Origin of the sequence: Sporosarcina sp. PTS2304 (assembly GCF_003351785.1) — a bacterium.
In the GTDB taxonomy this organism is placed as follows: domain Bacteria; phylum Bacillota; class Bacilli; order Bacillales_A; family Planococcaceae; genus Sporosarcina.
On the sequence record NZ_CP031230.1, the window covers coordinates 2020261 to 2046983 of the forward strand.

General features: G+C 39.5%; 22 protein-coding genes. 6 read left to right on the forward strand and 16 right to left on the reverse strand.

All coding sequences use genetic code 11. From position 1 onward, the window contains the following. The first annotated feature begins 13 nt into the window (after positions 1 to 13). Together DV702_RS09730 and nspC are read left to right on the forward strand one after the other, a co-directional pair. The gene (locus DV702_RS09730; RefSeq protein ID WP_114924579.1) at positions 14 to 1213 is read left to right on the forward strand and encodes a saccharopine dehydrogenase family protein; all 1200 of its coding nucleotides are present in this window, start codon (positions 14 to 16) and stop codon (positions 1211 to 1213) included. A 10-nt stretch (positions 1214 to 1223) separates the two neighbouring features. Continuing rightward, the gene (gene nspC, locus DV702_RS09735; RefSeq protein ID WP_205407163.1) at positions 1224 to 2360 is read left to right on the forward strand and encodes a carboxynorspermidine decarboxylase; all 1137 of its coding nucleotides are present in this window, start codon (positions 1224 to 1226) and stop codon (positions 2358 to 2360) included. 132 nt (positions 2361 to 2492) lie between these two features. Here the strand turns inward: nspC and cax are convergent, their stop codons facing one another. The 8 genes from cax to DV702_RS09775 all read right to left on the reverse strand — a co-directional run bounded on the left by cax (position 2493) and on the right by DV702_RS09775 (position 12933). Then, on the reverse strand, positions 2493 to 3539 hold the full coding sequence (cax, locus tag DV702_RS09740) for a calcium/proton exchanger (RefSeq protein ID WP_114925898.1): 1047 nt from the start codon (positions 3537 to 3539) through the stop codon (positions 2493 to 2495). A gap of 450 nt (positions 3540 to 3989) precedes the next feature. Beyond that, positions 3990 to 4910: an NAD(P)H-dependent flavin oxidoreductase gene (locus DV702_RS09745; protein WP_114924580.1), complete on the reverse strand. Its 921-nt coding sequence runs from the start codon at positions 4908 to 4910 to the stop codon at positions 3990 to 3992. A gap of 235 nt (positions 4911 to 5145) precedes the next feature. After that, positions 5146 to 6042, reverse strand: a complete 897-nt coding sequence (gene nikC / locus DV702_RS09750; RefSeq protein ID WP_114924581.1) for a nickel transporter permease — start codon at positions 6040 to 6042, stop codon at positions 5146 to 5148. Between the two features lie 17 nt (positions 6043 to 6059). After that, on the reverse strand, positions 6060 to 7064 hold the full coding sequence (locus tag DV702_RS09755; RefSeq protein ID WP_114924582.1) for an ABC transporter permease: 1005 nt from the start codon (positions 7062 to 7064) through the stop codon (positions 6060 to 6062). Positions 7065 to 7160: 96 nt separating this feature from the next. Further along, positions 7161 to 8786, reverse strand: coding sequence for an ABC transporter substrate-binding protein (locus DV702_RS09760; RefSeq protein ID WP_114924583.1), 1626 nt, complete (start codon positions 8784 to 8786; stop codon positions 7161 to 7163). Further along, complete coding sequence (locus tag DV702_RS09765; protein ID WP_114924584.1) at positions 8783 to 9802, reverse strand: ABC transporter ATP-binding protein; 1020 nt, start codon at positions 9800 to 9802, stop codon at positions 8783 to 8785. Before DV702_RS09765 ends, DV702_RS09760 begins: the two co-directional genes overlap by 4 nt. Further along, positions 9777 to 10802: an ABC transporter ATP-binding protein gene (locus DV702_RS09770; RefSeq protein WP_114925899.1), complete on the reverse strand. Its 1026-nt coding sequence runs from the start codon at positions 10800 to 10802 to the stop codon at positions 9777 to 9779. Before DV702_RS09770 ends, DV702_RS09765 begins: the two co-directional genes overlap by 26 nt. A 211-nt stretch (positions 10803 to 11013) precedes the next feature. Beyond that, on the reverse strand, positions 11014 to 12933 hold the full coding sequence (locus DV702_RS09775) for an alkaline phosphatase family protein (RefSeq protein WP_114924585.1): 1920 nt from the start codon (positions 12931 to 12933) through the stop codon (positions 11014 to 11016). Between the two features lie 230 nt (positions 12934 to 13163). Between DV702_RS09775 and DV702_RS09780 the strand changes: the two genes are divergently transcribed. Then, positions 13164 to 13778 carry a superoxide dismutase gene (locus DV702_RS09780; RefSeq protein ID WP_114924586.1) on the forward strand — a complete coding sequence of 205 codons (615 nt, stop codon included), beginning with the start codon at positions 13164 to 13166 and terminating at the stop codon, positions 13776 to 13778. A gap of 107 nt (positions 13779 to 13885) precedes the next feature. Here DV702_RS09780 and DV702_RS09785 read toward each other — a convergent pair whose 3' ends face one another. From DV702_RS09785 to DV702_RS09795, 3 genes are all read right to left on the reverse strand, one after another. Further along, positions 13886 to 14689, reverse strand: a complete 804-nt coding sequence (locus DV702_RS09785; RefSeq protein WP_162805771.1) for an alpha/beta hydrolase family protein — start codon at positions 14687 to 14689, stop codon at positions 13886 to 13888. A 132-nt stretch (positions 14690 to 14821) separates the two neighbouring features. Then, positions 14822 to 16168: a sodium-dependent transporter gene (locus DV702_RS09790; protein WP_114924588.1), complete on the reverse strand. Its 1347-nt coding sequence runs from the start codon at positions 16166 to 16168 to the stop codon at positions 14822 to 14824. Positions 16169 to 16281: 113 nt separating this feature from the next. Continuing rightward, positions 16282 to 16578, reverse strand: a complete 297-nt coding sequence (locus tag DV702_RS09795; RefSeq protein WP_305849673.1) for a KGG domain-containing protein — start codon at positions 16576 to 16578, stop codon at positions 16282 to 16284. Positions 16579 to 16766: 188 nt separating this feature from the next. Here DV702_RS09795 and DV702_RS17030 point away from each other — a divergent pair, with 188 nt between their 5' ends. Further along, positions 16767 to 16913, forward strand: coding sequence for a hypothetical protein (locus tag DV702_RS17030; protein ID WP_205407164.1), 147 nt, complete (start codon positions 16767 to 16769; stop codon positions 16911 to 16913). A 369-nt stretch (positions 16914 to 17282) separates the two neighbouring features. On the opposite strand, the gene DV702_RS09800 is transcribed toward DV702_RS17030, so the two are convergent. Together DV702_RS09800 and DV702_RS09805 are read right to left on the reverse strand one after the other, a co-directional pair. Next, positions 17283 to 18023 (reverse strand): hypothetical protein, encoded by a 741-nt coding sequence (locus DV702_RS09800; protein WP_114924589.1) that lies wholly within the window; start codon positions 18021 to 18023, stop codon positions 17283 to 17285. A 16-nt stretch (positions 18024 to 18039) separates the two neighbouring features. Beyond that, a complete protein-coding gene (locus tag DV702_RS09805) occupies positions 18040 to 21867 on the reverse strand; it encodes a DEAD/DEAH box helicase (RefSeq protein ID WP_114924590.1) in 3828 nt (1275 codons plus the stop codon). 654 nt (positions 21868 to 22521) lie between these two features. On the opposite strand from DV702_RS09805, the gene DV702_RS09810 reads away from it, so the two are divergent. Both DV702_RS09810 and DV702_RS09815 read left to right on the forward strand, forming a co-directional pair. Next, positions 22522 to 22707 (forward strand): hypothetical protein, encoded by a 186-nt coding sequence (locus tag DV702_RS09810; protein WP_114924591.1) that lies wholly within the window; start codon positions 22522 to 22524, stop codon positions 22705 to 22707. 30 nt (positions 22708 to 22737) lie between these two features. Beyond that, a complete protein-coding gene (locus DV702_RS09815; protein ID WP_114924592.1) occupies positions 22738 to 22974 on the forward strand; it encodes a hypothetical protein in 237 nt (78 codons plus the stop codon). 133 nt (positions 22975 to 23107) lie between these two features. Here DV702_RS09815 and DV702_RS09820 read toward each other — a convergent pair whose 3' ends face one another. The 3 genes from DV702_RS09820 to DV702_RS09830 form a co-directional block, all read right to left on the reverse strand. Continuing rightward, the gene (locus tag DV702_RS09820) at positions 23108 to 23410 is read right to left on the reverse strand and encodes a YunC family protein (protein WP_114924593.1); all 303 of its coding nucleotides are present in this window, start codon (positions 23408 to 23410) and stop codon (positions 23108 to 23110) included. A 262-nt stretch (positions 23411 to 23672) separates the two neighbouring features. Then, on the reverse strand, positions 23673 to 25466 hold the full coding sequence (locus tag DV702_RS09825) for an adenylate/guanylate cyclase domain-containing protein (RefSeq protein WP_162805772.1): 1794 nt from the start codon (positions 25464 to 25466) through the stop codon (positions 23673 to 23675). After that, positions 25459 to 26610, reverse strand: a complete 1152-nt coding sequence (locus DV702_RS09830; protein WP_205407165.1) for an HD domain-containing phosphohydrolase — start codon at positions 26608 to 26610, stop codon at positions 25459 to 25461. The genes DV702_RS09825 and DV702_RS09830 overlap by 8 nt, the downstream gene beginning before the upstream one ends. Between the last annotated feature and the right edge of the window lie 113 nt (positions 26611 to 26723).

Sequence of the window (26723 nt, forward strand, 5' to 3'; positions counted from 1 at the left end):
GTGGTGTTCTGTAATGGGAAAAGCGTTAATTATCGGAGCTGGCGGAGTCGCTAGTGTAGTAGTTCATAAGTGTTGTCAAGTGCCGGATGTATTTGAGGAGATCTGTATTGCGAGCCGGACGAAGTCGAAATGTGATGCATTGAAAGAAAAACTAGATGGCGGACGCACAAAAATTCAAACAGCTCAAGTAGATGCCGATAACGTGGCAGAGCTAGTAGCATTAATCAATGAATTTAAGCCGGATATCGTTATTAATGTAGCATTGCCTTACCAAGATTTGACGATTATGGATGCCTGTTTAGAAACAAAAGTGGATTATTTAGATACAGCAAACTACGAACCTTTGGATACAGCTAAATTTGAATACAAATGGCAATGGGCTTATAAAGAGAAGTTTGAGGAAGCGGGCATTACCGCATTGCTCGGTAGCGGTTTCGATCCCGGGGTTACGGGTGTATTCTCCGCCTATGCACTTAAACATTACTTCGATGAAATTCATACAATTGATATTGTCGATGCGAACGCGGGAGATCACGGATATCCATTCGCCACGAATTTTAACCCAGAAATTAATATCCGTGAAATCACTGCTAACGGTCGCTATTGGGAAAATGGAGAATTTGTTGAAACAGAGCCTCTTGAAATTAAGCGTGTATATGATTTACCTGAAATCGGACCTAAAGACGTATACTTGCTGTACCATGAAGAGTTAGAGTCTTTAGCTAAAAATATTACAGGAATCGAAAAAATCCGTTTTTGGATGACATTCTCCGAAAAATATTTAACGCATCTACGTGTATTGGAAAATGTAGGTATGACATCTATCGAGCCCATTGATTTTGAAGGTCAGCAAATTGTTCCCTTACAATTTCTAAAGGCTGTACTACCAGATCCGGCCTCTTTAGGACCGCGTACAAAAGGAAAAACAAATATCGGTTGCATCTATCAAGGAACAAAAGACGGCGAGCCAAAAACATATTATGTCTACAATATTTGTGATCACCAAGAATGTTATCGTGAAGTTGGTTCACAAGCAATTTCCTATACGACAGGAGTTCCGGCAATGATCGGTGCGATGATGATACTTACTGGTAAATGGAAGAAACCAGGCGTATTCAATATTGAGGAGTTTGATCCAGATCCATTTATGGACGCATTGAATGAATATGGTTTGCCTTGGCATGAAGATTTTAACCCAACTTTGATTGACTGAGGAGAGTATTATGAACTTTGACGTACAAGCAGTTTCTTCGCCTAGTTATGTAGTCGATGAAAAATTATTGATCGCTAATTTAGAAAAAATGAAATATGTGATCGACCAAACAGGATGCAAAATCCTTCTTGCTCAAAAAGGATTTTCTATGTTCGAAGTGTATCCGTTAATCGGACAATATCTTCACGGTGTCACTTCTAGTGGCTTATTTGAAGCACGTCTTGGGTACGAAGAAATGGGAAAAGAAGTTCATACGTATACTCCTGCTTTTCATGAAGAGGAATTCGATGAAATTCTTCGTTACTCCGATCATCTAGTATTCAATTCATTTGCGCAGTGGAAGAAGTTCAAAGATCGGGTGCAGCAGCAAGACAAGAAAATTGAATGCGGTATTCGTATCAATCCTGAGTACTCGGAAATTGAAGTAGATATGTACAACCCTTGTTTCGACCACTCACGATTTGGTGTTACATTAAATCATTTTGAACCCGAGCAGCTGGAAGGAATTAGCGGACTTCACTTCCATACGATGTGCGAGCAAAACTCTGATACATTGTGGCGCACGGTCGAAATTATAGATGAAAAGTTTGGATCTTATTTACACCATATGAAATGGATCAACTTCGGTGGCGGTCATCATATTACGCGTCCTGATTATGACGTAGAAACGTTAATTCGTTCCATACGGTTGATGCAAAATAAATATGGACTTCAAGTATACTTGGAGCCTGGAGAAGCGGTAGCTCTTCATACCGGTTTTCTCGTGGCGACAGTACTGGACACTATGCATAATGGAATGGACATTGCGATTGTCGATACATCAGCTTCCTGTCATATGCCGGACGTCTTAGAAATGCCTTACCGTCCCGACATTATTGATGCAGGCATGCCAAATGAAAAAGCCTACACTTATCGTCTTGGCGGACCGACTTGCCTAGCTGGAGATGTCATTGGTGATTACTCATTCGATGCTCCACTGCAACCAGGTGACCGTCTCGTATTTTGCGACATGGCACATTATTCCATGGTAAAAAACAATACATTCAATGGGATGAATTTGCCTTCCATCGTATTGCATACAGCTTCCAATGAAACAAAAATCGTAAAACAATTCGGCTACGAAGACTTCAAACAACGTCTATCTTGACAAATCAGGCAGGGAAAAACTACTCGTTTTCCCCTGCCTGATTTTAATTAGTAGACGTATAATTCACCTCGTCCCACAAGCTAAATATCTGTCTGGTACGTAACGATATACCTCACCAAGATTGGTAACTTCTTACAGCAAAAAGAATCCAATACCCATAATTACATATGCCGAGAATAATACGAGTCCTTCAAACCAATTGGACTCCCCATCGTGACATATATTGACTACAAGTAAAGTCGCCGTAATCATAGCGATCAACTCCGGCCATGTAAAGACAAGTGGCATAGCAGTTGGCATCATTAATGAAATCAGTACTAAAACTGGAGCCACAAACATCGCTACTTGCAATGTAGACCCGATAGCAATCTCTACCGATACATCCATTTTGTTTTTCATCGCCATCGTAATGGCTGACGAATGTTCTGCTGCATTCCCTACGATTGCGACGATAATTACTCCTATGAATAGTTCCGTCCAACCAAACTTTTCACCTAATGTACTAAATGTATGCACGAGCTTTTCAGAAACAAAAGCTACCGCTACAGTAGAGATTAATAAGACAAGTATCGCTTTCTTCTTCGTCCACTCTGGTACTTCCTCTGTCTCATGATTATCTGAACCGAATACTCCACGATGCGTAAATAATTTAAACACTAAACCTGCCAAATAAATTAAAATGAGTATAATCGAGATACCGATACTCAAATTCAATTCAGTTCTCGTATCCATCGTCATTGTAAACACTTCAGGAATAACAAATGCAACTACTACTGCGAAAATTAGCAATGCTGAGTTGTAGCGCGCGTCATGGATACTAAAACTTTGTTGTTTATGTTTCAACCCACCCGCAAAAAATGACAGCCCTAACACTAGAAGTAAGTTTCCTAATACAGAACCAGTCAGTGAGGCTAGTACAATTCCGATTAGACCAGCTTTTAATGTAAATATAGAAATGATAAGTTCTACTGCATTACCGAATGTAGCATTCAATAAACCACCGATTCGTGGCCCACTTACAATTGCGAGGCTTTCAGTCGCTCTCCCGATGAATGCAGCTAAGGCAACGATGCTCAAACAACAAAGCGCAAATATCCATAAGTCAGACCAGTTAAGAAAAGACCCTATTAAGACAAGAGGTACGCCTATAAATGCTAAGGCCGTGAATACTTTATTCAATTCCTCCACCCCACTTCCAAACCAATTTGTTATATCCTTCCCTATTTCCCTGAAAAACAAACGCAGAAAAGGAGTGTTTGTGTTAGGAAGTCAGTTGGGGTTGGTTCAGAAGTGAGAGCGGATAGGTGACTTTTTCTATACAGTACAGAAAAATAGTGTACGTGTTCGTCCAGAAGTTGGAGTGAGGTAAGTTCCTTCTCCTGTACTGTGCTGAAAAATAGGATACGTGCTAGGATTCTCCGGGAGGATCAAGGGTGACAGGTGTAACTCGCAACGCTTGACGGTCCACCGCGCCCCCTCCGGAAAGCGTATCGTCTGGAAGCGCAAGCCGTGAGACACGCTAAGTAATCCTCACTCCATCCAATTACTATAATCAAAATCGCTTTTAACTACATGAATGAAAGAATTATGCATAATATAGTTACTTAACAGGCTAACATTTATGAATGATTAGTCATTCACTTTTTCAGTTTGCTTTGTGTAGATTTTTTCAATTGCCTGATGGTATTCATTTGTTAATGTTTCAATAATATCTTTTGTCGCTTCACGTTTATCCAATGTTGTGACTCCTTGACCTGCTGACCAAATATCTCGCCAAGCTTTCGCGTCTACCATTTCCGAAAGATCCACTTCATCTTTAGAAGTTAATTTACTAGGATCGATCCCTTGATTAAGTAGGCTAGGAACTAGTACGTTAACAGGAACACCACTAAATGCATCTGTATATAAAATATCTTCAGCAGTGGAATCCATCACCATTTGCTTATACTCCTCTGAAGCTGCACTTTCTTCTGCCGCCAAGAAACGTGTACCTAGATATGCATAGTCCGCACCCATCATTTGTGCTGCCGCTACGTCAGCGCCTGTCGACATCGCACCTGCAACTATAATTGTGCCACTATAGAACTGCTTGACAGCTGCAATGAATGCAAATGGACTAAGTGTGCCCCCATGCCCTCCAGCTCCGGCACAAACTAAGATTAATCCATCTACGCCTGTCTGTGCGGCTTTTTTTGCATGGGCAATATGTGCAACGTCTGAATACACAAGTCCGCCATACTGATGAACAATTTCTACTACTTCTCCTGGATGACCAAGCGATGTAATAACAATAGGTGGTTCATAATTACGGATCAATTCCAGCTCGTCTGCATATCGCGTATTTTGTGTTTTATGACAGATAAAGTTTACTGCCCAGGGTGCGTCACCAATTCCATCCTTCACTTCTTGTAGCCAATCCGCACAAGCTTCTACGGGTCTTGCGTTTAGTAAAGGAAAAGATCCAATAACTCCAGCCTTCCCCGATTCAATAACCATTTTTGGTGTAGATACTAAAAACATAGGTGCTACGATCACAGGTAAATTGTTCATTATTCAACTTCCTTTCTTATCAATTTATATTAGTATACCAATATATTTTTAAAGTTACAACAACATTCGGAATAATGAAAAAATCCCTTTCACCATTGTATATTGGGAAAGGGAAGCTCTGAAATAAAGCAAACGTATTAATTATCCAAAGACAGAAGTTCATCAACAAGTGTGAAAAGGAAACATAATTCATTACATTATATTTAAACACATCCTCAAGAGAAAACTCTAAAATTTAACTCTTCATTTTCGGATCTAATGCATCACGTAAGCCGTCACCCATCAAGTTGAACCCAAGAACGGTCAACATAATCGCAAGACCTGGGAAAATCATCGTCCAAGGTGCATTTTGCAGATAGTCTTTCGAATCGGCTAACATTTTCCCCCACTCCGGATAAGGCGCTTCAGCACCAAGTCCAAGGAAACCGAGTGCAGCTGCCTCTAAAATAGCAGTAGCAATAGCGAGTGTGCCTTGTACAATGACGGGCGCCATAGAGTTCGGTAATATGTGAGAAAATAATATACGGAAATCTTTCATACCTATCGCTTTTGCGGCGGTAATATATTCATCTTCTTTAATACTTAACACTTTGGATCGAATAAGCCGCCCAAAGTTCGGTACATTAATAATCGCAATAGCAATTAGTGCGTTACGTAAGCTTGGCCCCAATACAGATACGATAGCTATAGCTAATAGAATCGATGGGAAAGCGAGCATAATATCGAAGATTCGTGAAATGATCGTATCGACCCAACGACCGTAGTATCCTGCTATAATTCCAAGAAAGCTCCCTACGACGATGGAACCAACGACCGAGAAAAATCCGACTGATAAAGAAATACGTGCGCCGTGAATAATACGCGAGAATATATCCCGGCCGAAGTCATCTGTGCCGAACCAATATTGTGCAGAAGGAGGTTGCAGTCGATCTGTCATTAACTGTTCGTTAATTCCTTCTTTTGTCACGAGTGGACCAAAAATTGCTAAGAGGATAAAGAATAGTACGATAACCGCTCCAACGACTGCCACTTTACTTTTTCTAAAACCCGCCCAAGCTTCCCGCCAAGGTCCTGTTGTTTTCTCTAATTGTGCTTCCGCTACTCCATCTACCTTAGGCGATAATTCTGACATGAACTGTTCCTCCTTCCTTAATCATATTTAATCCTCGGGTCTATTAATCCATACAATAAGTCTACAATTAGATTAATCATGACAAAGATGAATGCGACTATTAGAATTCCAGATTGAATGACTGGATAATCTCTAAAGTTAATCGCATCATAAATATAGCGTCCAATACCCGGCCACGCAAAAATCGTTTCTGTTAAGATCGCACCGCCCAAAAGCAATCCCATCTGCAACCCAATAATCGTAAGTACAGGAATAATTGCATTTTTCAACGCATGCTTATAAACTACCCAAAACATCTTCTGACCTTTTGCGCGCGCTGTGCGAATATAGTCTGAACGCATGACTTCCAACATACTTGAACGGGTCATTCTAGCAATGATTGCCATCGGAATTGTAGCCAATGCCAACCCAGGCAAGATTAAATGTCGGATAACTTCCCATAACTGATCAAACCTGCCTGCAATCAACGTATCAATTATGTATAAATTCGTTATCGCAGTTACAGGATCCCTGACATTCTCACGGCCGGTTGTCGGTAACCATTGTAGCTCAATACCAAATGCCCACTGACCCATCAAACCTAACCAGAAGATTGGCATAGACACTCCTACTAAAGCGAAAATCATCGCACCATAGTCAAACCATGAATTTTGGAACCACGCAGAAATAATACCCGCATTAATTCCTACGACAACCGCAATAATAATGGCGAACAAAGCTAGTTCTAGCGTAGCCGCCAAGTACGGCCAAATCTCATCTGCTACGGGCAGACGCGTACGCATAGATTCGCCAAGATCTCCCTTTAAAATGCCTCCTAAATAACTGAAATATTGCGTGTACCAAGGCTGATCCAGACCGAGTTTAATAGTCAATGCTTCTACTGCCTCTTTTGTTGCTTGTTGCCCTAAAATAACTTGTGCAGGATTACCTGGAATTGCACGAATCAACATAAAAACTAAAAATGTCATACCTAGCAGGACAGGAATTAGTTGCAGAAGTCTTTTTATCGTATAGTTGAACAAGTCTTTCACCCCTCCGGCTCTGATCCTATTGATGAATGAAAGAAAGGGAGAATACGAGCTTCTCCCTCTTCTTCATTCATACAATTTTCTTCTGCATTATTTAAATTCTACGTTCGATAATAAATCAGAACCTGTAGGATGTGGAACGAAACCAGTTAACTCTTTCACACCGCCAAGTAGTGGGATGGAGTGAGCAAGTGGTACCCAAGGCGCTTCTTCGTGAAGAATGACTTGTGCTTGCTTATACAATTCGTTACGCTTTTCCTCATCAACTTCTGTTTGTGCTTCTAAAAACAGTTTATGCGTTTCAGCATTCTTAAAGTATGTGTAGTTGTTACTGCCGATATTGTCTTCATCCAGCAATACATATAAGAAGTTGTCCGCATCACCGTTATCTCCTGTCCAGCCAAGCATAAACGCGTCTGCATCTCCTTTGCTTGCCTTTTCAAGATAAGTTGCCCATTCATAAGAAACGATCTTCGCTTTAATACCAACATCCGCTAAATTACTTTGAATGACTTCAGCAACTTTTGTTCCATCCGGCATGTAAGGACGTGGAACTGGCATTGCCCACAATTCCATTTCAAATCCATCTTCAAGACCTGCTTCTTTTAATAACTCTTTTGCTTTTTCCGGATCGTACGGATATGGTTCTACTTCTTCGTTATATCCAGAAATAGAAGGTGGCATTCCGTTTGCTGCCACTTCTGCACGACCTTCGAAGAATGAATCTACGATTGTCTGCTTGTCAATCGCATAGTTTACTGCTTGACGAACTTCCTTCTTATCGAATGGCTCACGTGTTACTGTTAATCCTAAATAACCGACGTTCATAGAAGGACGCTCAAATAATTGTAATTTATCATTATCTTCAATTTTCAATCCATCTGCAGGATTGATTCCATCAGCCAGGTCGATATCACCTGTCATTAATGAATTTAAACGAGCAGAGTTATCAGGGATCGATTGGAAAATTACACGATCTAGTTTTGGTAGACCTTCTTTCCAATAATCTGCGTTCTTTTCGATTGTAATTGTTTCGTTAGGCTTCCACTCTACAAATTTGAATGGACCTGTTCCAACAGGATTACGTTCGAATTGATCGTCACCTTTTTCAAATGCTTCCGGACTTGCGATTGCGAACATGCTCATCGCTAGATTTTTCAAGAATGGAGCTTGTGGACGTTTTAATGTAATAATAACTGTGTGATCACCATCTGCTTTGACTGACTCGATTACATGTTCTTCATCATCTTTGAATCCGCCGAACATAGAATTATAGTACGGGAATGTATCTGCATCTCCATTCGCCCAACGTTCGAAGTTCTTTACAACAGCGTCTGCATTAAAGTCTGTTCCATCATGGAACTTAACGCCTTCTTCCAATTGGAAAGTATACGTTAATCCGTCTTCACTCGGTTCCCACTCTTTAGCAAGACCCGGTTGTACCGTTGTATCTTGTTCTCCAAAGTTCAATAATGTTTCAAATAAGTTCACTGTAACTTTAAATGTCTCCCCTTCAGTTACACGTGATGGGTCAAGTGATGTTGAATCATTCCCTCGACCAAATACCAATGTTTTGTTTTCACTTCCACCTTTATCCGCAGTGTCTTTGTCTTTATCGCCACTTTCTCCTTTGTCACCGCCTGAACAAGCTGCCAGTGCAGTTGATAAGACGAGAACTAGGATTAACGCAAATGACCATAACTTCCCTTTCCTCATACAGACCCCTCCAATTGTGTATTGTTTTCTATATCATCGTTGCCTTCCTTTGTATACAAATGGCAGGCAACAGAATGACCGATAGTTTCCTCTGCTAATCGAGGTGTGATTTTTGTACATACATCCATTTTGAATGGACACCTTGTGTGAAACGCGCAACCACTCGGTGGGTTTGCTGGACTCGGCATATCCCCTTCAATAATAATTTGTTCCTTTTGAAAGTTAGGATCTGGAACGGGAACTGCAGACAATAGCGCCTGTGTATATGGATGCAGTGGATTAGCATATAACTCTTCACTATCCGTGATCTCCACGATTTTCCCCAAATACATAACCGCTACTCGATCACTAATGTGACGCACTACCCCTAAATCATGCGCTATAAAAATATAGGTTAAATTAAATTCCTTCTGCAAATCTTGCATTAGATTCAATACTTGCGCTTGAATGGATACATCAAGCGCTGATACCGGTTCATCTGCAATAATGAGTTTCGGATTTGTCATAAGAGCTCTGGCAATACCAATTCTTTGACGCTGCCCACCACTAAACTGGTGTGGATAACGCTTTGCATGGTATTCACTTAATCCTACAATCTTTAAAAATTCTACAACCTTTTTACGTCGTTCTTTCGCATTACTCATACCATGTACTTGAAGAGGTTCTTCAAGAATCTTGCCTATTGTATGCCGTGGATTTAACGATGCATAAGGATCTTGAAAAACCATCTGAATATCTCTACGAACTTTCCGAATTTCATTGGCGGACATGGAACTTAAATCTCTCCCCTGAAACTCTACCACTCCTTCAGTCGGTTCAAGTAAACGCATAATTGTTCGACCGGTCGTCGATTTTCCACAGCCACTCTCCCCTACTATCCCTAATGTTTCTCCTTCATTGACATAAAAAGATACATCATCAATAGCTTTGACATGTCCAACTGTTTTTCCAATCAAACCTTTTCGAATAGGGAAGTACTTTTTCAACCCTTCAACTTTCAGCAGTGGTTTGTTCATCTAGCTTCGTCACTCCTTCTTGCTCATCGTATAAAAAGCATCTCGTTTGGTGAACTTCGGAGTTTCTATAAAGTGGCGGTGTTTCTTCATAGCACCTAGAGAAAGCGCTTTCACATCTAGCTGCAAATCTACAGCCTTTATCGATCGATCCTGGTTTTGGCACATTTCCTGGAATCGAATATAATCGATCTTTTTTCTCACGCATATCAGGTACTGATTGTATAAGACCGCGCGTATATGGATGACACGGATTTTCAAATATCACATTTGTCGGTGCTTCTTCAATAACCTGTCCTGCGTACATAACGACCACTCGTTCACATGTTTCAGCGACTACTCCTAAATCATGAGTGATTAATAGAATAGCTGTGTTCATGCGTTCATTCAATTCTCGCATCAATTTTAATATTTGCGCTTGAATAGTTACATCTAATGCAGTTGTCGGCTCATCTGCTATTAATACTTTCGGATCACATACGAGAGCCATCGCGATCATTACACGCTGACGCATTCCGCCTGACAGTTGATGTGGGTACTCCTTCATGATTTCCTCAGATCTAGGCAAGCCTACCAGTTTAAGCATTTCGATTGCACGCGCTTTAATCTGCTTTTTTGACCATTTCTTCTCATGAAGAGAAATAGCTTCCGTCATCTGATTTCCGATCGTGAATAAAGGATTTAAAGAGGTCATAGGCTCCTGAAAAATCATCGCGACATCTTTCCCGCGAATCTCTCTCATTTCTTTCTCTGACTTTTTCAAAAGATCCTGATCCTCAAACAAAATTTCTCCTCCAGTAATTTTCCCTGGCGGACTCGGAACCAATTGCATGATAGATAAAGAAGTTACACTTTTTCCGCAACCAGATTCTCCAACGATCCCGAGAATTTCTCCTTCTCTCACGTAAAAGTCTACATGATCTACCGCTGGAATTTCCCCTGAATCAGTGAAAAAGGTCGTCTGCAAATCCTTTACTTGCAGTAATTTCTTTCTTTCTGTCATTTTCTCACCTTTTTCTTTTTTCTGAAATAACTCATTACTCACTATTATACTTTTTTTCAAATGAAACGCAAGATACTTTATTGATAAAATAATATTGTTAGAAAAATTTGAACAAACAAAAGAAACGCATGTCTAAATGTTCTTCCCATGCGCTTCTTTTTTGGTGAATTTCTATATATTAATATTTATTCTGTTATTTGTATAATTATTATCACTTCCAAATGGAAGAACCTTCTACAAACTCGGGGGATGGAATCGATAATAATTCATATATGCTTGGTGCGATATCTATCATGGAGATTCGTTTAGATAGTTCTCCTATAGGTATAGCAGGTCCCGCTACATATAGTATCGGTCGTAATCTTGAACGTGTCGGATCTCCGCCATGGCTACCCAATTCTTCAGTCGGTTCGATAGCTATCTTTGCATCTTTACCCATTAAATAACCTGAAGCTGCTGATAAAAAAACGTCACCGCTATTGTCGCTAGCAATCTTTTTGTATTCCCGCATGTCTTTTGTCCACACATCTTCATAAGCATGGAAGCTATTCCTCAAGCGAGAGGATAGTATAGCTACGCTAGGATAATGATAAGTAAAACTGCTCTTCCCAAGTATCCAACGAAGGGCCGGTATTCCTGCATCTGCAGGATCTGAATAAACAGTCGAGTGTATAGAAGGATTTTTGAATACTTCCACTATTTGACTCTTTACTGATTCAAATTCTTCTATTTCGACAATTCCCTTTTTTTCGCGGCCTTTTACATTCACATAGACATGTGCAATCGTTCCGCTGGCTTCTGCATAAGCTTTCGTTTTCGAAGTGTCTATCTCCCCGTTTTTATCTTTCACGAGTAGCCCCGCTTTCTCTAATTCTTTATTTGGCGATAGTCGTGTATGGATAGGTTCCAAACCATGATCTGACACAATGAATAAATGGTCATCGGGTTGGAGTGAGTTGTTAATTCTTCCGATTACTTGATCCGCTTGTTGAAATGCCCACCTCACATAGTTTTCGTTTGTATTAAAAGTATTAATTGTAAATTCAGGTTGAGCAGGATCTAGTAACAAAAAGTTATGCAATTCATTATCTACGTGCGGGTAATAGTAAAATAATAGATCGGGGGCATATTGTTCTTTAATATATAAACTGACATCGGTGACCCAATCAATAAAGCGTTCACTTACTTGTTCGTACTCTTCTCTCGTAATGTCTCCGTCTTTAAAAGCATCTGTCTCATCTGACGCGGGATAAAAACCGAATTCTGATGCAATACTTTCAGCAAATCCATCCGGACCTCGATACATACTCCCCATGATCGTTCCTTGGAATAATTCGATATTGTCTAAGTCTTGTATATCCCCTTTAATCTTCACATAAAAGCCGGTACTTTCTTCATCCGGCAGATCAAGAGTTACAGCGATCCAATCTTCTTCGTGCACTTGTTGTCCAATTTCCTCACGTGTAGTTGAGATATACATAAGCGGCTCTTCATCTTCTGTCACTAGCACGTATAACTGTTTGGAAGGTACATTTTTTATTTGCAGATGAATAACAGCTTCTTTTACTTTTTTGGAGCCATTCGATAAAGCCTCCACACGTTTATCTTTAATCGTTTTAAATTTCAGTTTATGCAACTTTGAATCTGCCAGTGTTCCGCCTGAATAGACAGCATAAGTGGCTGCCGAAGCATTATCTGGATTGGAATCTGGAAAAGCTACTGTAGCTGTTACTTTCCCGTAATTTCTTGCTTCTTTCCAAATAGGAGTGACGCCTAATGTTTGAGAGAATCCGCTCTGATCATCCTGCACTTTCTCTCCTGTTGAATGAAAGCTGTTGCTGACAATTCCAGTCTTTGCGGGATCGGCACCAGTCGCCATCGCGGCATGCGAAGGAGCAGTCAATGACGGAGTAACAGTTACAAAATCTGTCGCGTAGGCAGACTTCGCTTCTACTTCTTCAAGGTTTTTCATTATTCCTTTATTTTTATAGCGTTGAGTATCTACATAGCCCATACCATCAAATGATACGACACTAATAGTCCCATTATTTCCTGTTGCGTGTACAGGCTGTTCAATTGCGCTAGTACTTATAAAAAATACTATAAAACAGAAAAAAAAGTTCATTTTCATAACGGCATCCCTCACTTTGTTGAACTATTCCCTTTGAGAAATAACGTAAACTAGCTAACTCGTTAAGAAGAAAATAACATATAATATTTCCGGTTCTTTTGACTCATTTTGAAAATTCTTTATTAAAATAGTTGATTTCACATCGTTTATTTATTAAAGTTGGTCTAAGGAAACATTATTTCCTTAAGGAAACATTAAAGTTTTCCAGTCGTTTCTTTGGAGGTGAAAATTTGAAGCCATTTGTTCTTCCTGATTTGCCTTATGCAGTGGACGGTCTTGAGCCTTACATCGATGCCGGAACACTGGAGATTCATCATGGCAAGCACCATCAGACGTATGTCAATAACTTGAATGCCGCACTTGAAAACTATGCGGAGCTACATTCTCAATCTCTTGAAGCCCTACTGACTGATCTAAGTAAAGTTCCTGAAGAGATTCGAACAGCCATTCAAAATAATGGTGGCGGTCATTACTGCCATAGCTTATTCTGGGAGTCTATGACACCTAAAAGTAAAGGTGAACCTACAGCGGATATTAAACGGGAAATCGACAAGTACTTTACTTCTTTCGATAATTTCCAAGATACATTATCCAAAGCTGCAATCAGCCGATTTGGTAGTGGATACGGTTGGCTCGTATTAGATAATGGCGAGTTATCTGTTATGAGTACACCAAATCAAGACACACCGTTGAAAGATGATAAGACACCTTTGCTTGTCATTGACGTTTGGGAACATGCCTATTACTTAGGCTACCAAAACCGTCGTCCAGAGTTCGTTCAAAACTGGTGGCATACTGTAGACTGGGACGTTGTCAATGAACGTTTCTTGCAAGCAAAACAGTGATAGGTTAATTTTCTTTCTCTTTTTATTTCCAGTTTTATCCTACATTCCAATTTAGGGTTGCACGATCTGCGGAAACAGATTATGCAACCCACTTTTTTACTTATTGATTACCGCTGCAATGCTAGTTGGCTTGTCACGTCCCTTTCTATCCATGTGATACTCTTTTCAAACAATTCCGCTTCAAATGAATACCCCGAAAATGTATGATCTGCTTTTTCAATATATTCCACATTCACTAATTCCGAATGATTTCTTTTATTAAGCGAGTTTCTATAGCGCCCCGCATGTTCTTTCGGTATTTGTTCATCTGCTTTCGCATGAATTATATGTACCGGTCCAGCGTAAGAACGAATAGCGTGAAGAGGCTGGTATTTTTTTAAATCTTGGAGAAATGACTGAGTAATCATAAATCCTAAATAATCATATCGTCCTTCTTTAGAAATTTTACGAACAGCTTTTGGTCCTAAAATTCCTGTTATGTCTTCATAAGGTGTACCTACTGGTGACCATAATAGAAGTTGCTTTACTCTCGGATCCTTAGCTGCAGTTAACGACGCGATCGCTCCTCCTAAACTGTGTCCTATCACAGTAACGCGGTCTTGATCAATCCCTTGAATATGTTGTAAGTATTGAATTACATCTTGTACTTCATTTAACTGGTTTGTTACTGTGACATCCCCGTAATCTCCGTCACTTTCTCCACATCCACTAAAGTCAAAACGGAATACTCCATATCCACGTTCAGTAAAATAGCGTGCTGCCTTCACAAACAGTCGATGTTCCCCTACTTTGCTCCCTACGAATCCGTGAATAAATATGATTAATGGTATTTTATTTTTTGTAAACTCTGGAAGATGCAGTACACCTGATAAGTTATTTTCTCCCGAACGAATTGTTAAATGTTTTTGCATGGTCATTCACTTCCTCATAATATATTATTCCAACATGTTTAATAGGTATTATATAATGAAATTACTTAGATGTCAAATCAACGTATATCCACTATTAAATAAAAAAGACTCCCACGTATGAGAGTCTTTTTCTTATTGAACGATACCTAATGTATTTAAAAATACGATAATAATCGTTAAAGGAACGATCCACTTCATTAGCAAATGCCATAATGGATAAAAACTGTTTGCTTGCGGACTCATTAGTGTAAATTCCTCGCGCACTAGCACTTGATCCATTTTGCGAATAATAAATATGGAGATCATCAAACAGCCAAGAGGAAGTAAAATATTACTTACTAAGAAGTCTGTCGCATCAAATACACTTTTATCAAATATTGTAAAGCCTGCCAATGTACTTGATGAAAGCGCAGATGGTATCGCTGCTAAAAACACGACTGCCCCGATGATCCATGTAACAGTCTTTCGTGAACGTTTTCCGCTTGCCGTTAAAGCAGCTACGATTATTTCATAAAGACTGAAAGAGGAAGTTAACGTGGCGAATAAGAACAGGATGAGGAACAATGCCAAAAACACTTGTCCAAATGGTAGCTGTGAAAATACAGAAGGCAATACCATGAACAATAATTCTGGACCCGCAGCCGGTTCTTGTCCAAACGCAAAAACTGCAGGAAAAATCGCTAAACCTGCCAGCAATGAAACGAACAAGTTCATTCCAACGACAGAAGTCGCGGACGATGTAAGACTAACATCTTTTTTCAAATAGGAACTGTACGTTACCATGCAGGAAAACCCTACTGCTAGTGAGAAAAATGATTGACCTAACGCATACAGAATGGATTCTTTAGTAATACTTGAAAAATCAGGTTTCAAGAAAAATGATACACCTTCCATCGCGCCTGTCAGAGTAAGCGAACGCACAACTAAAATGATAAAAAAGATAAATAGTAAGGGCATCATATATTTGTTCGCTTTTTCAATTCCATTTTGGACACCTGATGAAATGACCAAAACGTTAATAATAGTAAACAATAACAAGCCAATCAATGTCGTGCTAGGTGAACCGACGATAGAACCAAATTGCTCAGAGTAAGATGCTCCTTCACTAATGATTTTCCCTTGCACAGACAAACCGCTATAAACGAACACCCACCCGCCGACAACACTGTAAAAGGAAAGCAACAGGAAACAGCCTGCCACACCTAACCTGCCAATCCAAGGCCACGCACTTGCAGGAGCTAGCTTTTTATAGGCACTGACCGCTTCCTTCCCCGCACCACGACCGATGATGAATTCGGAAATCAACATAGGCAAACCGATTAAAATCGTAAATACTACGAATAACAGAAAAAATGCACCGCCACCGCTCATTCCTGTTACATAAGGAAACTTCCAAATCGCTCCAAGACCGATCGCCGCACCTGCAGACGACATAATAAATCCAAGTTTTGACGACCATTGCTCTTTCTTTTGTTCCACAGTCTCACCTACTTCCTTTCATTTCTACTATCTACAGTTATACTGTACTACTTCGGTAGAAACAAGAGGAATTTTATTTGTTGATTTACACGCGAAAGAGAATCTGGAAACCATTACTCAGAGTCCTGCTGTTCTAGTTGCTGACTTGCACGGGCTTCTCCACCTTTACGTCCAATCGCTTCGTAAAATTCTTTATCATGTTTTTCTGAAGTGGCGCGTCCTCCTTTGCGTCCAATTTCTCTATAAAATTCACTGCTATGTTTTTGAGCTGTCGCTTTTCCTCCTTTGCGCCCAATTTGTTCGTAAAATTCTCTATTATGTTTTTTTGCAGTGGCTTGACCACCTTTTCGTCCTGCTTCTTCTAATGTCATTTTCGCATCGTTCATTTCGGACTTTTTTTGGGAATTCATATATAGTCTTCCTCCTAATATAATAATTTTGCTAACTTGTCAGTAGGCTTAGTGCTTATATTCCCAATTCACTACGCACTAAACAATCTGTCACTAGTGACAGATTGTTTGATGATGGATTTGCCAAGTATAATTATTACACCGACGACCAAACTAACGTGAAGTTTCTGTTAGAAAGGGGTGGAACTATGGGACGCGACGACAATAAAACAGGGAGTAATAATTCGAAGTCTTTACCGCAAACACCAAAGAATCAAAAAATCGCAGCGAAAGATATGAAAGAGGAAATGGCCAAAGAATTAGCGGAGTTACGAAAACCATCTAAAAAGCGATAAGCTGTTTACTTTATCCGAATGAATAGATAGTAAAAAACGAGTTTACTGATTATACAAAGAATGGAATGGTCATTTGGAAACGAATTCCCTTTTACAAATATTGGTATAATGAGTGTATCGTTGAGGATTCTCCTTACAGAACCGGACACTTTCCTGAGGGGCGCGGCGGACTCGGTTCGCCGCGTGTCCCCTCAGGAAAGCGTATTGTTTGGAAGCGCAAGCCGCAAGACACTTCAAGTCAGCGTCACTGTATTCCAGCCAGTCAAAGTCGCTCACTTAGTTCTATCGTCTACCTAGCTTTAAAATGAATGAACTATACATAATATGGTTAATGAACAGGTGTGATATTTATCTATAGTCGTTGAAGTTTCACGTTATTTTTTTTAATGGATCCAGCTCATCAATTACGTTCTCCAATCGTTCATCCCATTGTTCAGTCAATGTATTCCAAACCCGAGTATAATAACGATCTTCTGCACGATTATAAACATAAAATTCAACACAAGGAACGAGCTGAGTTTCTAACGTAACAGGGACTTCAATCTTTTCTATAACTATTTGCAAAGGTCCTTCCGCTTCTTCTGCACCCGCCAGCAAAAGTGCCGTGCGTAAATGCTCGTGAGCTAACCTTTCTGCACCATTTCTATGTTTCGTAATTAATCGGAACTTCTTGATCTTCTTCTCTTGGACATCCTCTTGTATTCCACTCAATAATTTATTATGAAACGGACTATAGAAAAGTTTCTTCATCTTCTTCTCTGGGGGATGTTCATAGACTCCTGCTTGCAGTTGTCGAACCCCTTTTTTTGTCAGACGATAGATTTGTTTTCTTTGTTCTACTAGTTGAGCGTTTTCCATTCGCCTAACTAAATCTTCTACAAATAAAGGTTCCACAGCTAAAAAGTCTGCGATCATCTGTGGTTTAGAAACTTCTAATTTCTGTACTGTCACTAAAATCATCTTCATCAAAATATCCATAGTCGTTCGCTTGATTGTCGTGTAAGGTATGCTCACTATTTCAATAGGCAACCCCCAACTATCTGATTGCTGAATTTGTATATCCGCTTGCTGTTGAATCTCTCGTTGTAGCTTTTTCTGAAGAGAATCCATATATACCTTCCTTTACTTACTGCATTTTCAAACCATTTTGAGATTTCACTACTGCTTTCAGTTGACGATACATTGTGCGTGTAGATGCGTTCTTAGTTCTACTAGTGAACATTTCGGAACTACCTACTATAATGAGTAATTCACGTGCCCGAGATAACGCTACATTTAATCTTCTGTAGTCTTTGGCAAAACCAATTTCTCCGCCAGCCTCCCCATGATTTCTAACAAAACTTAAAATAATAACATCCATTTCCATTCCCTGGAACTTATCAACCGACCCTGTGCGGCAATGTAAATGTTTAGGTTTGAGCTCGTTTTGTAGTAAACGATCAATTCTTTTTACTTGTTCCCCATAAAAACTAATAATACCTACACTTTTCTTATCTTCTTCGTTCATGCGTCCATCGACTTTCGCTTGTTCAGTCGCTTCTTCTAGCTCTTTCAATGTTCGTTCTATAATTTTTAGCTCTGCTTCGTTATAGCGGCTCGTTCCACCTGTCACTTGATCTTCATAAAATGGTCGTGTGTTTGGCGTATCCAACCATACTAGGTGATCTGTTCGTCCAAAAGTGAAAGTCTCGAGTAGATGATCACGCATAGTATTTGAGTCCGGCAAACCACATTGCAATTGATAGTTGCCTTCTTTGTAAAACGGTGCAATCGTCGCCATAATTTTTTCATGCATGCGGTATTGAATACTGAGCATCGTTTTGTTTTGCTTAGGCAGCGTTCGAAACAATCTTTCAAATAATGACTCATTCAATAATTTCTTCATTTCTCGTTGAACTTCAGGGTCTTTTTGTTGATCTACTAGCTCATCCATCGTTTCTTGACCGACAAGCGGCGGCAATTGATGATGATCACCTACGAGAATGACTTTTTTACCTTTAAGCATAGGTAAAAGTAGTTCAGGAGGGGTTGCTTTTGATACTTCATCAATGATTACTACATCAAACACAGGATACTCATCCATGAACTTTTTTGAAGCTGACGCTACACAAGTCGTACCGATCACATTGGCATGCTCCACATATAGTTTGCGGATTTCATCCAAATCATACTCATTTGCTTCATGCAAAAGTTGTTCCCATTGGGCTTGAAGGTCTTGAAGTACTGGTAATTGTTCAAGCTCTTTGTTGAGCTCTGACAATTGAGCGTTCGTCACGTTGTACACTTTCTCCAGATGAGACAATTGGCTCTCAATCGTGTGATCTAACTGACTTTTTATCTCTTCGATTCGTGTCTTTAGTTGCTCGCATTGCTCCACCATTTGCCTTTGTTCTTGCTCAATGACGAGCAGTTGTTGTTGTTGAGATTTTTCTAATTGAACAGTAGAAGTGATTTTCAGTTGGGTACTTTCTATTGATAAAGTAAGTTGCGTACTATGCTGAATTTTTTGCTTATACTCTGCTATGACAGCTTCCAACACGTTGATCTGTTCAGCTATTTGCTGTGGTTCTTTGTGTTCCAACGGAGCGACATGCTGTTGAAGCCAATCGTCTATTGCTCGTTGGGCTGTTTGTTTCTGTTTCTCCAATTCTGTACTACGTTGTTGAAGTCGGTGTTTTTCTAGTTTTATTTCTTGTTGTTCGCTATTCAAGAAGTGTAATACTTCATTTTTAATTTCTATAAATAATTGTTTGACTGATTGAATCTGTCGTTGAGAAATAGCGGCTCCTTTCTCTCGTACCTCTTCTTCTTTGCTATAAAACAACGACATGCCTTTAGCGATTTTGCTCAAGACGACGTTTTTTTGAGAACTATCTCCTTTTATTTGCAATACTTTTTTTGTTTCAGGATTCACCAAGAATCTACCTAACCGATCGATCATTTCGTGCATTTCCTGAATAGTTTTAAAGTTTTCTGTCGTTCGTTTTTCGATAGTTGCTACAGGAAAATTATGACTCAGTAGTAGCATTTCTGTTTTATCGATCGCCGTTTGAAATCTTTCAAACAGTTCTTTCCATTCTTGAAACTCATACGTGAATTCGCCTGATTCAATCAGTTTTATTCCCCGTTGCAACTCGTTAATCCGCAAAATAATATGGATCGGCAAGTCAATTTGTTGTTCAGACAATACGTCTTGCATAGCACCTATTTTGGAGATGGATTGAATCTGCTGTCTCGCTGTTTGAAATGTTTGTTCTGTCGCTAGCCATTCTCGTAACGTCTTTGCTATATCCGCAGCATCCATAACCGTTTGTTGTACGGTTGTTTGTAATGCACTATACATTTCTTCTTTCTTTAGTTGTTGGTACTCCTCTTGCATGTTACTAAGCTTTTCTTTCACTTTATCAGTTGCTAACTCATTCAATTCTTCTTGAAGTGTACTCATTTCTTCTGTTACTGTCTGTAGCTGTTTGTTTGCGATGGTAATGGCTTCTTTTTTATCCATAGATCTTTTTATTACTTGATCTAAAAGCGATTGTTCTATTGAGTATTTTTTCTCTATATCTCGGAGTTCCGATTCCAAGTTCTTTTGATGACGTAGTTTTTCTGTTAATTGTCTTTCTTGTTCTCTCGTCTGCTGTTTCTTTTGCTCGAGTGATTTCGCCAATTGCAACATTTCCGCATCTTTTGCTTTGTACATTGAACGTGTTGTTTGGACTGCTTCTACCGTTTCATCTCTCCAATGGAGTGCCACATTCTCTTCAATAAATCGTTTGCCTTCTTCTTCAATACTTTCTGATCGACCATACCGTAAAATTCGAGTAGCCGGGTCTGTCAGTAAACGTCCCAGTGCATTGTCTACTGCAAGATTCGATTGAGAAGCAACGAGTGTCCGTAAACCCGCTTTAACATTTTGATAGCAAATTTCAGATATTACTGTTGTTTTCCCCGTACCTGGCGGGCCTTGAATGACATAAAGATCATGAGCTTTCATCGCACCTGCTACCGCTTCTTGTTGAAATTCATTTAAGTTATTATGATACTCCAAAACTGGTTCTTTATTGTTTATTTGCACGACTGGACGTTCTTCGAATAATACCTTTTCTAGATTAGCGTTAGCAGCCAAACCATCTTCTAAATCTTTAAAACCTCTGCGCAATCTTCTAATTTGACTCAATTCTGCAAAATTGGTGAGCACGATTTTTTTGTTGGTGGCAGGTAACCAATTCTCTACTCTCGCTCGTTTTTGAAACTGTTGATTAAGTTCGATTACAATGGTTTTCTTTGGCTTTTGTGCTTCGATTACTTGTCCGATTTCTGTTGAAAGTTCTAGCACCTTCACACTGAATCCACGCAGTTGTTTCCAATTTTTCGTATGTAAGTCATTACACTGCATATACAATTTTGTAAAGTCACTGCTGAAACTTGCATTTGAAAACATACAAGTAATATCTTCTACATCCGCATTCTTCTCTTGAATTTGAAGATAGCCTTCCCAACTTTCTATCCTCTTTTTCACATATTCCGAACGTTCCTCAGCAATCGGCAGGTCACGCAGTTCCGTGTAAAACTCTATCGGTAGTGCGACACCTGCCCGATTCAACCGAAACTTCATTATTACGTGAAGCCGTCGATTCGTTTGTACAGGTTCTTTCGTTCCTCTTACATGAAATCCAGTCGCCACTAGACCATCCGGCTTTACTACACATTCCATCACAGCCACGCGTTGTTGCACTTCTTTTGCAAATCTTTTATTTGTCACCGGATCAAAGAATAGAGCGTAGGATTGATTTCCTTGACGATTGGCCGGTTTTTTCTCAATATATAGATCAAATGCAGATTCAGATGTAACAAAAGCCTGTTCATTTAAAAACCACTGTTCTACACCTTTGCGGGCATTGTTCGTAATTTCAAGATTACAGGCAATCATTTTTTTATTTTTTATAGTGTTCATCGATTCGTTTTCTTTTCATGATAGGAATTTCCGGCAAAAAGGTTTCCCGGGCTTTTCCCTATTCGTTCATTGTTCAAAGCTCTCACCTCAGTCCTCTATTATAGATCATTCCTGCCAGTACCGCGAGCAAGAAAAATCTTTCTGCATTTTTTAAATTTATTTTTAAAATTATGTTTAACAATAGATTAGCGGGGTATACTTACAGTACAAGGCGAATGGAAGGAAACCAGCAGATCGGGTTTAGCAGTTGATCTGACAGGTCTGGATGAGATGCACAGCCTTGGCGGAAAATTTTCTTTACTGGCAACATAGGTACACTCGGTTAGGGAATCTGTTTTAAGGTTCCAGCGTAAGACAGGTTTACCAAGTAATGCGAAGAAAGCTTTTTGTGTAAGTGCAATTGAAGTACCTGCTCACATAGCAGTTCGGGCAGTGTAAGACGCATACGACGAGCGTACAATTTATCGTCAGTATGGTGTAGTTCGCAACATAAAATTTTCCGCAACTAAATGTAAAAGAAGAGGACGACCAGCTGTCAGGAGTTTCTGATGGAAGGTTGTCCTCTTCTTCTATGATCGATCTTCTAATCATTTGTTTATTTCCAACAAAATCGGGAAAACATCAACTAAGCACGATGGACGAGGAGGAAATTTCATGAAGAAAAGAATGGCTTTGACGGCGATTGGATTAGGCGCAGCTTATTTAATGCGGAACAAGGAATCACGTGAAAAACTATCCCGCCAATTCGATGAGTTTAATGAAACACCGATGCGTGGTGACCGTACACATAAACAACCCCCTAAACCAAATAAAGGATTACTTGGCAGATTTTTAGATTAATCAAAGATTATAGTAAAGGAGCAGATATAAATGGATGAAAAGAAAAAAGTGTATACTGAAAAAGACCGAGAAGATGCAAAAGGCGGCTATATGGACAATCCTGAAAACCTAAAGACTGATAAAGAAAGTATTTATGATATGCATGAAGATATGCAGACAGTAGATGCCATTCCTTTAGAGGATGTTAAGATGGAGGCAGAAGAAGAAAGACATCACCGGGAAACGAAGAATCGTTCTTCTAGTGAAGAAAAGTTTGAAAAAGAATGAACGACATAAAAAGAGCCATCCCGAAAATCAGTAATACCTGATTTTCTGTGATGGCTTTTTATTTAAAACAAATCACCTGTAGAATTCATATGTCAACCGGTAAATAACACAAAGACTTTTCGAAAAGCTTCTTTCACGTCATTTTCAACAACGCATCTGAACCTATCATACCAACATGGATTCCCACTCTTTCCGCTTCAAGCGTCACAGATTCCAATGGGGCTGCCAGTAACTGTTCAATCGTTTTCACGCCAATTGCCCGACCGGCTACTATTTTTCGATCCGCTAACACATTATTTAGTAATCCCACATCCAGCGCACCGCACATGATATAGCCTTTGTCATTCGAAATAGTAAGCAATGTGGTCTTCGGCAGTTTTACTGTTACTGCTTGAAATTCTTGCCCATCCACTTGTAGTACGCGATGTTCTATCAATTGATCCGCTCCTTTACCACCCACTATATGTAAAGGAGTTCGAGAAGTTGCTAATGAATAGCAGTGAATCGCCTAAAAAATGATTTCTTTTCATTTAGTGAATCGGAACCTTCATAGTTTCTAAAAAAATCTGCCGCATTCAACTTTCAAAAACGATCATTCCGTCTAACCCGCTTTTACGTCACTGAATGAATCATACATATTATAGTTAATCAAAACCCTTGTCTTTACATTATTGTTTTATAAAGCCTGTATTTTGATTCTATATATTTGTAAACTGCACCAGCTTACTGTCGTTTTCAAAACCGTTCAAAGATGCGGTAAATACTTTATTTTGCATAGTAGCGATTTCTGGTAGTTCTTTTACTAGCCGCTCATACGTTGCTTGGTCTATCACAATATCGTTGCCTATACTTTGCTGTTGAATACGAGCCGCTTTATTGACTGTCCTTCCAAAGTAATCAAGTAGTTCATTCGCATTGACCGCAATAACTGAACCTACGTAAAAACCTACTTTCACTTGGACAGGTTGTGATAAATTTTCATTTAGTGTATGTAAATTACGTTGAATCGCAACACTCGCTTTAAACGCTTCGTTCTCGCTAGTAAAAGCACCCATTACAGAATCTCCAATCGTTTTAACGACTGTTCCCTTATGCTTTTTTATGTGCATCATAATATAATCGAAATGCTTTTGCACATCTGAGTATGCTTTGGCGTCTCCGATTTGTTCGTATAATTTTGTAGAATCCTTCAGATCTGTAAACATAATTGCCATATTCCCCACACCAATTTGCAAACCTGGCGCCAATACTTCAGTGCCTAATAAATCACGAAACAGCTGAAGCGACGTAACTTCTCTAGCAGTGAGCGCATACGAATCCCATTCTTTCTTTTCCATAACGATTACGATTTCTTTATCAGTTTCATTGATCAACTCATAATGTTTAGCTTGTGCCACAGCTGATTGAACAAACCCATCATCTGTATAGCGAATCTCTGCTTCATCGCAAATTATATCCGTAATTTCCAATAGATGATTGGATTGTAAGGTACGGCATCTAAACAGTTCTTCTACTAGTAGCCAATTGATTCGTTTCGTACTATTAGGTGCCACTCTAAATTGCCCAAGTATATGCGGCGACTTGACAGGTCCATTAATACAAAAAACTTCTTTCGTCGTTTGTCTTATTGCTGCGTTGACATGGAACCTCATTTCAACGTACCGGTCAAAGTCTAAGTCGTAGTCCACTCCACACAGTTCACAATGTACTGTACTCGTCATTTGTTTCAGGATGGAAGCTTTTCCTTTAGGCACGCGACAATTCGGACACATTAAGTTCCAATCATAATCTAATAATCCCACTGCATTTGCCAATAAGAATAATTCCACTGATTCAAAGCGATCGAAGTGATATGCAGCTGCCCACCGGTAAGGCTGCATTTCAAGCACTTCCTCATCCGATCCATACCGCACTGTATTCGCTAATGCCCGAACCATTTTCTTATTTGAAAAAGAGTCTTCGAGTAAAGTGAGCACTTGCTCTAAACGCGCCTCCTCTATTACTACCATTTTCACACGGCTCGGTCTCTTTTTGCCCTCATTTTTTTCGTACTCAGTCGCATACGTAAGCATATTGCGTAACTGCGGATAGATTACTGTTACTAAAGCGATTTTACCAACGATATGGCGACAGATAAAATCTCCATTCAACAATAATCGAGTCTTTCCATCTGATAATGGTTCCAGACGAACTGTCCATAAAGCAGATACTAAAGGACCCTCGATATACTCCCGCTCAATTGTGTAATATGCATAGCGAACCCACTCAAATACATGCTCTTTCCACTTTACAGACAAGATACCTATTGCAGTAGCATCTGCTCGACGAATGATTTCATTGTTTTCTTCAGTAAATTGATCAAAATTTACTGGAAAAATACCTGCATATTCATTTAGTTGATCGGTATCAGCCAGCAAATCCCATAGTGCTTCAGGTGGCAGATTAATCACTCGTTCTTCACGAAAGTTGAGCATATTTTTCATCTTACTCATCACTTCCATCTACAAACTCGTCACGTATGGAGATAAATTGATCAAGATTTTCTAAAAATAAATCAACCAGTCGTGGATCAAATTGTTTTCCACGCTCATCGGTCATATAAGAAGTAATTTTTTCAAGCGGCCATGCTTTTTTATATACACGATCACTCCCAAGTGCATCAAAGACGTCTGCAACCGCTGTAATACGTCCATAAATATGAATATCTTCACCTTTTTTACCTGCAGGATATCCTTTTCCATCCCAGCGTTCATGATGCTCATTAGCGATAATTGCTGCAATTTGCAATAATTCTCGGTTCGACTTTTTAAAGACATTATGACCTATCGTTGTATGTTGTTTCATCAGATTGAATTCTTCCTCTGTTAACTTTCCAGGTTTCAATAAAATGCTGTCCGGTATAGCTACTTTCCCGATATCATGCATGGGCGATGCGTATTTAAACTTTAATGCCTCACTTTCAGGTATTCCTAATAAGCAGGCGAGAAGGAAAGAGTATTTTGCTACGCGCTTTACGTGAAAACCCGTTTCTTGTGACCGGCTTTCCCCGATTTCCCCCATCGTCACAATAATTTCCTTCTGTGTTTCTACTAGTTCGTTCCGTAGAATAAAAGCTTCCAATGATTTTCCTGTAAAATTAGAAGCGATTTTTAGCACGTCTAAATCATGTGCAGTAAACTGTTTATTTCCACCCAATTTATTAATCGCTTGAAAGGCACCGATAATTTTCCCTTCTGCGTTATGAAAAGGAATACATAAAACTGAAACCGTTCGATACCCGGTTTCTTTATCTACTGTCGGATTAAATCGCTCATCTTTATAAGCGTCTTGAATATTCAGCTCAGCTCCTGTTTGGACTGTATGCCCTGCAAATCCACTATCTTCAGGTATACTGATCTTTTGCACACCGTGTCCTCCTACAGTCCACAGAGAGCGTTCCTCTGGATTATGTAACCAAACAGAACAACGATCGGCATATACTAATTCTTTACCGAGGTCCGCTAAATTCATAACCATCTTCTTTATATCTGTTTCGACTGTTATTTTCGTCATATATTCAAAAATGACACCGAGCAATCGGTCGGAATCATTCGTCGCGCGGATGTTCATGGATGAAGCAATTGATGAATATGGCATAAGCAGTGCCCCCCCATATAAAGTATAAATCATTTTAATATATGTTAATATTATCATGATACATGTATAAAAAGTAGTTACTAAGACGTAACTATTATTTTGGAGGCTCATTT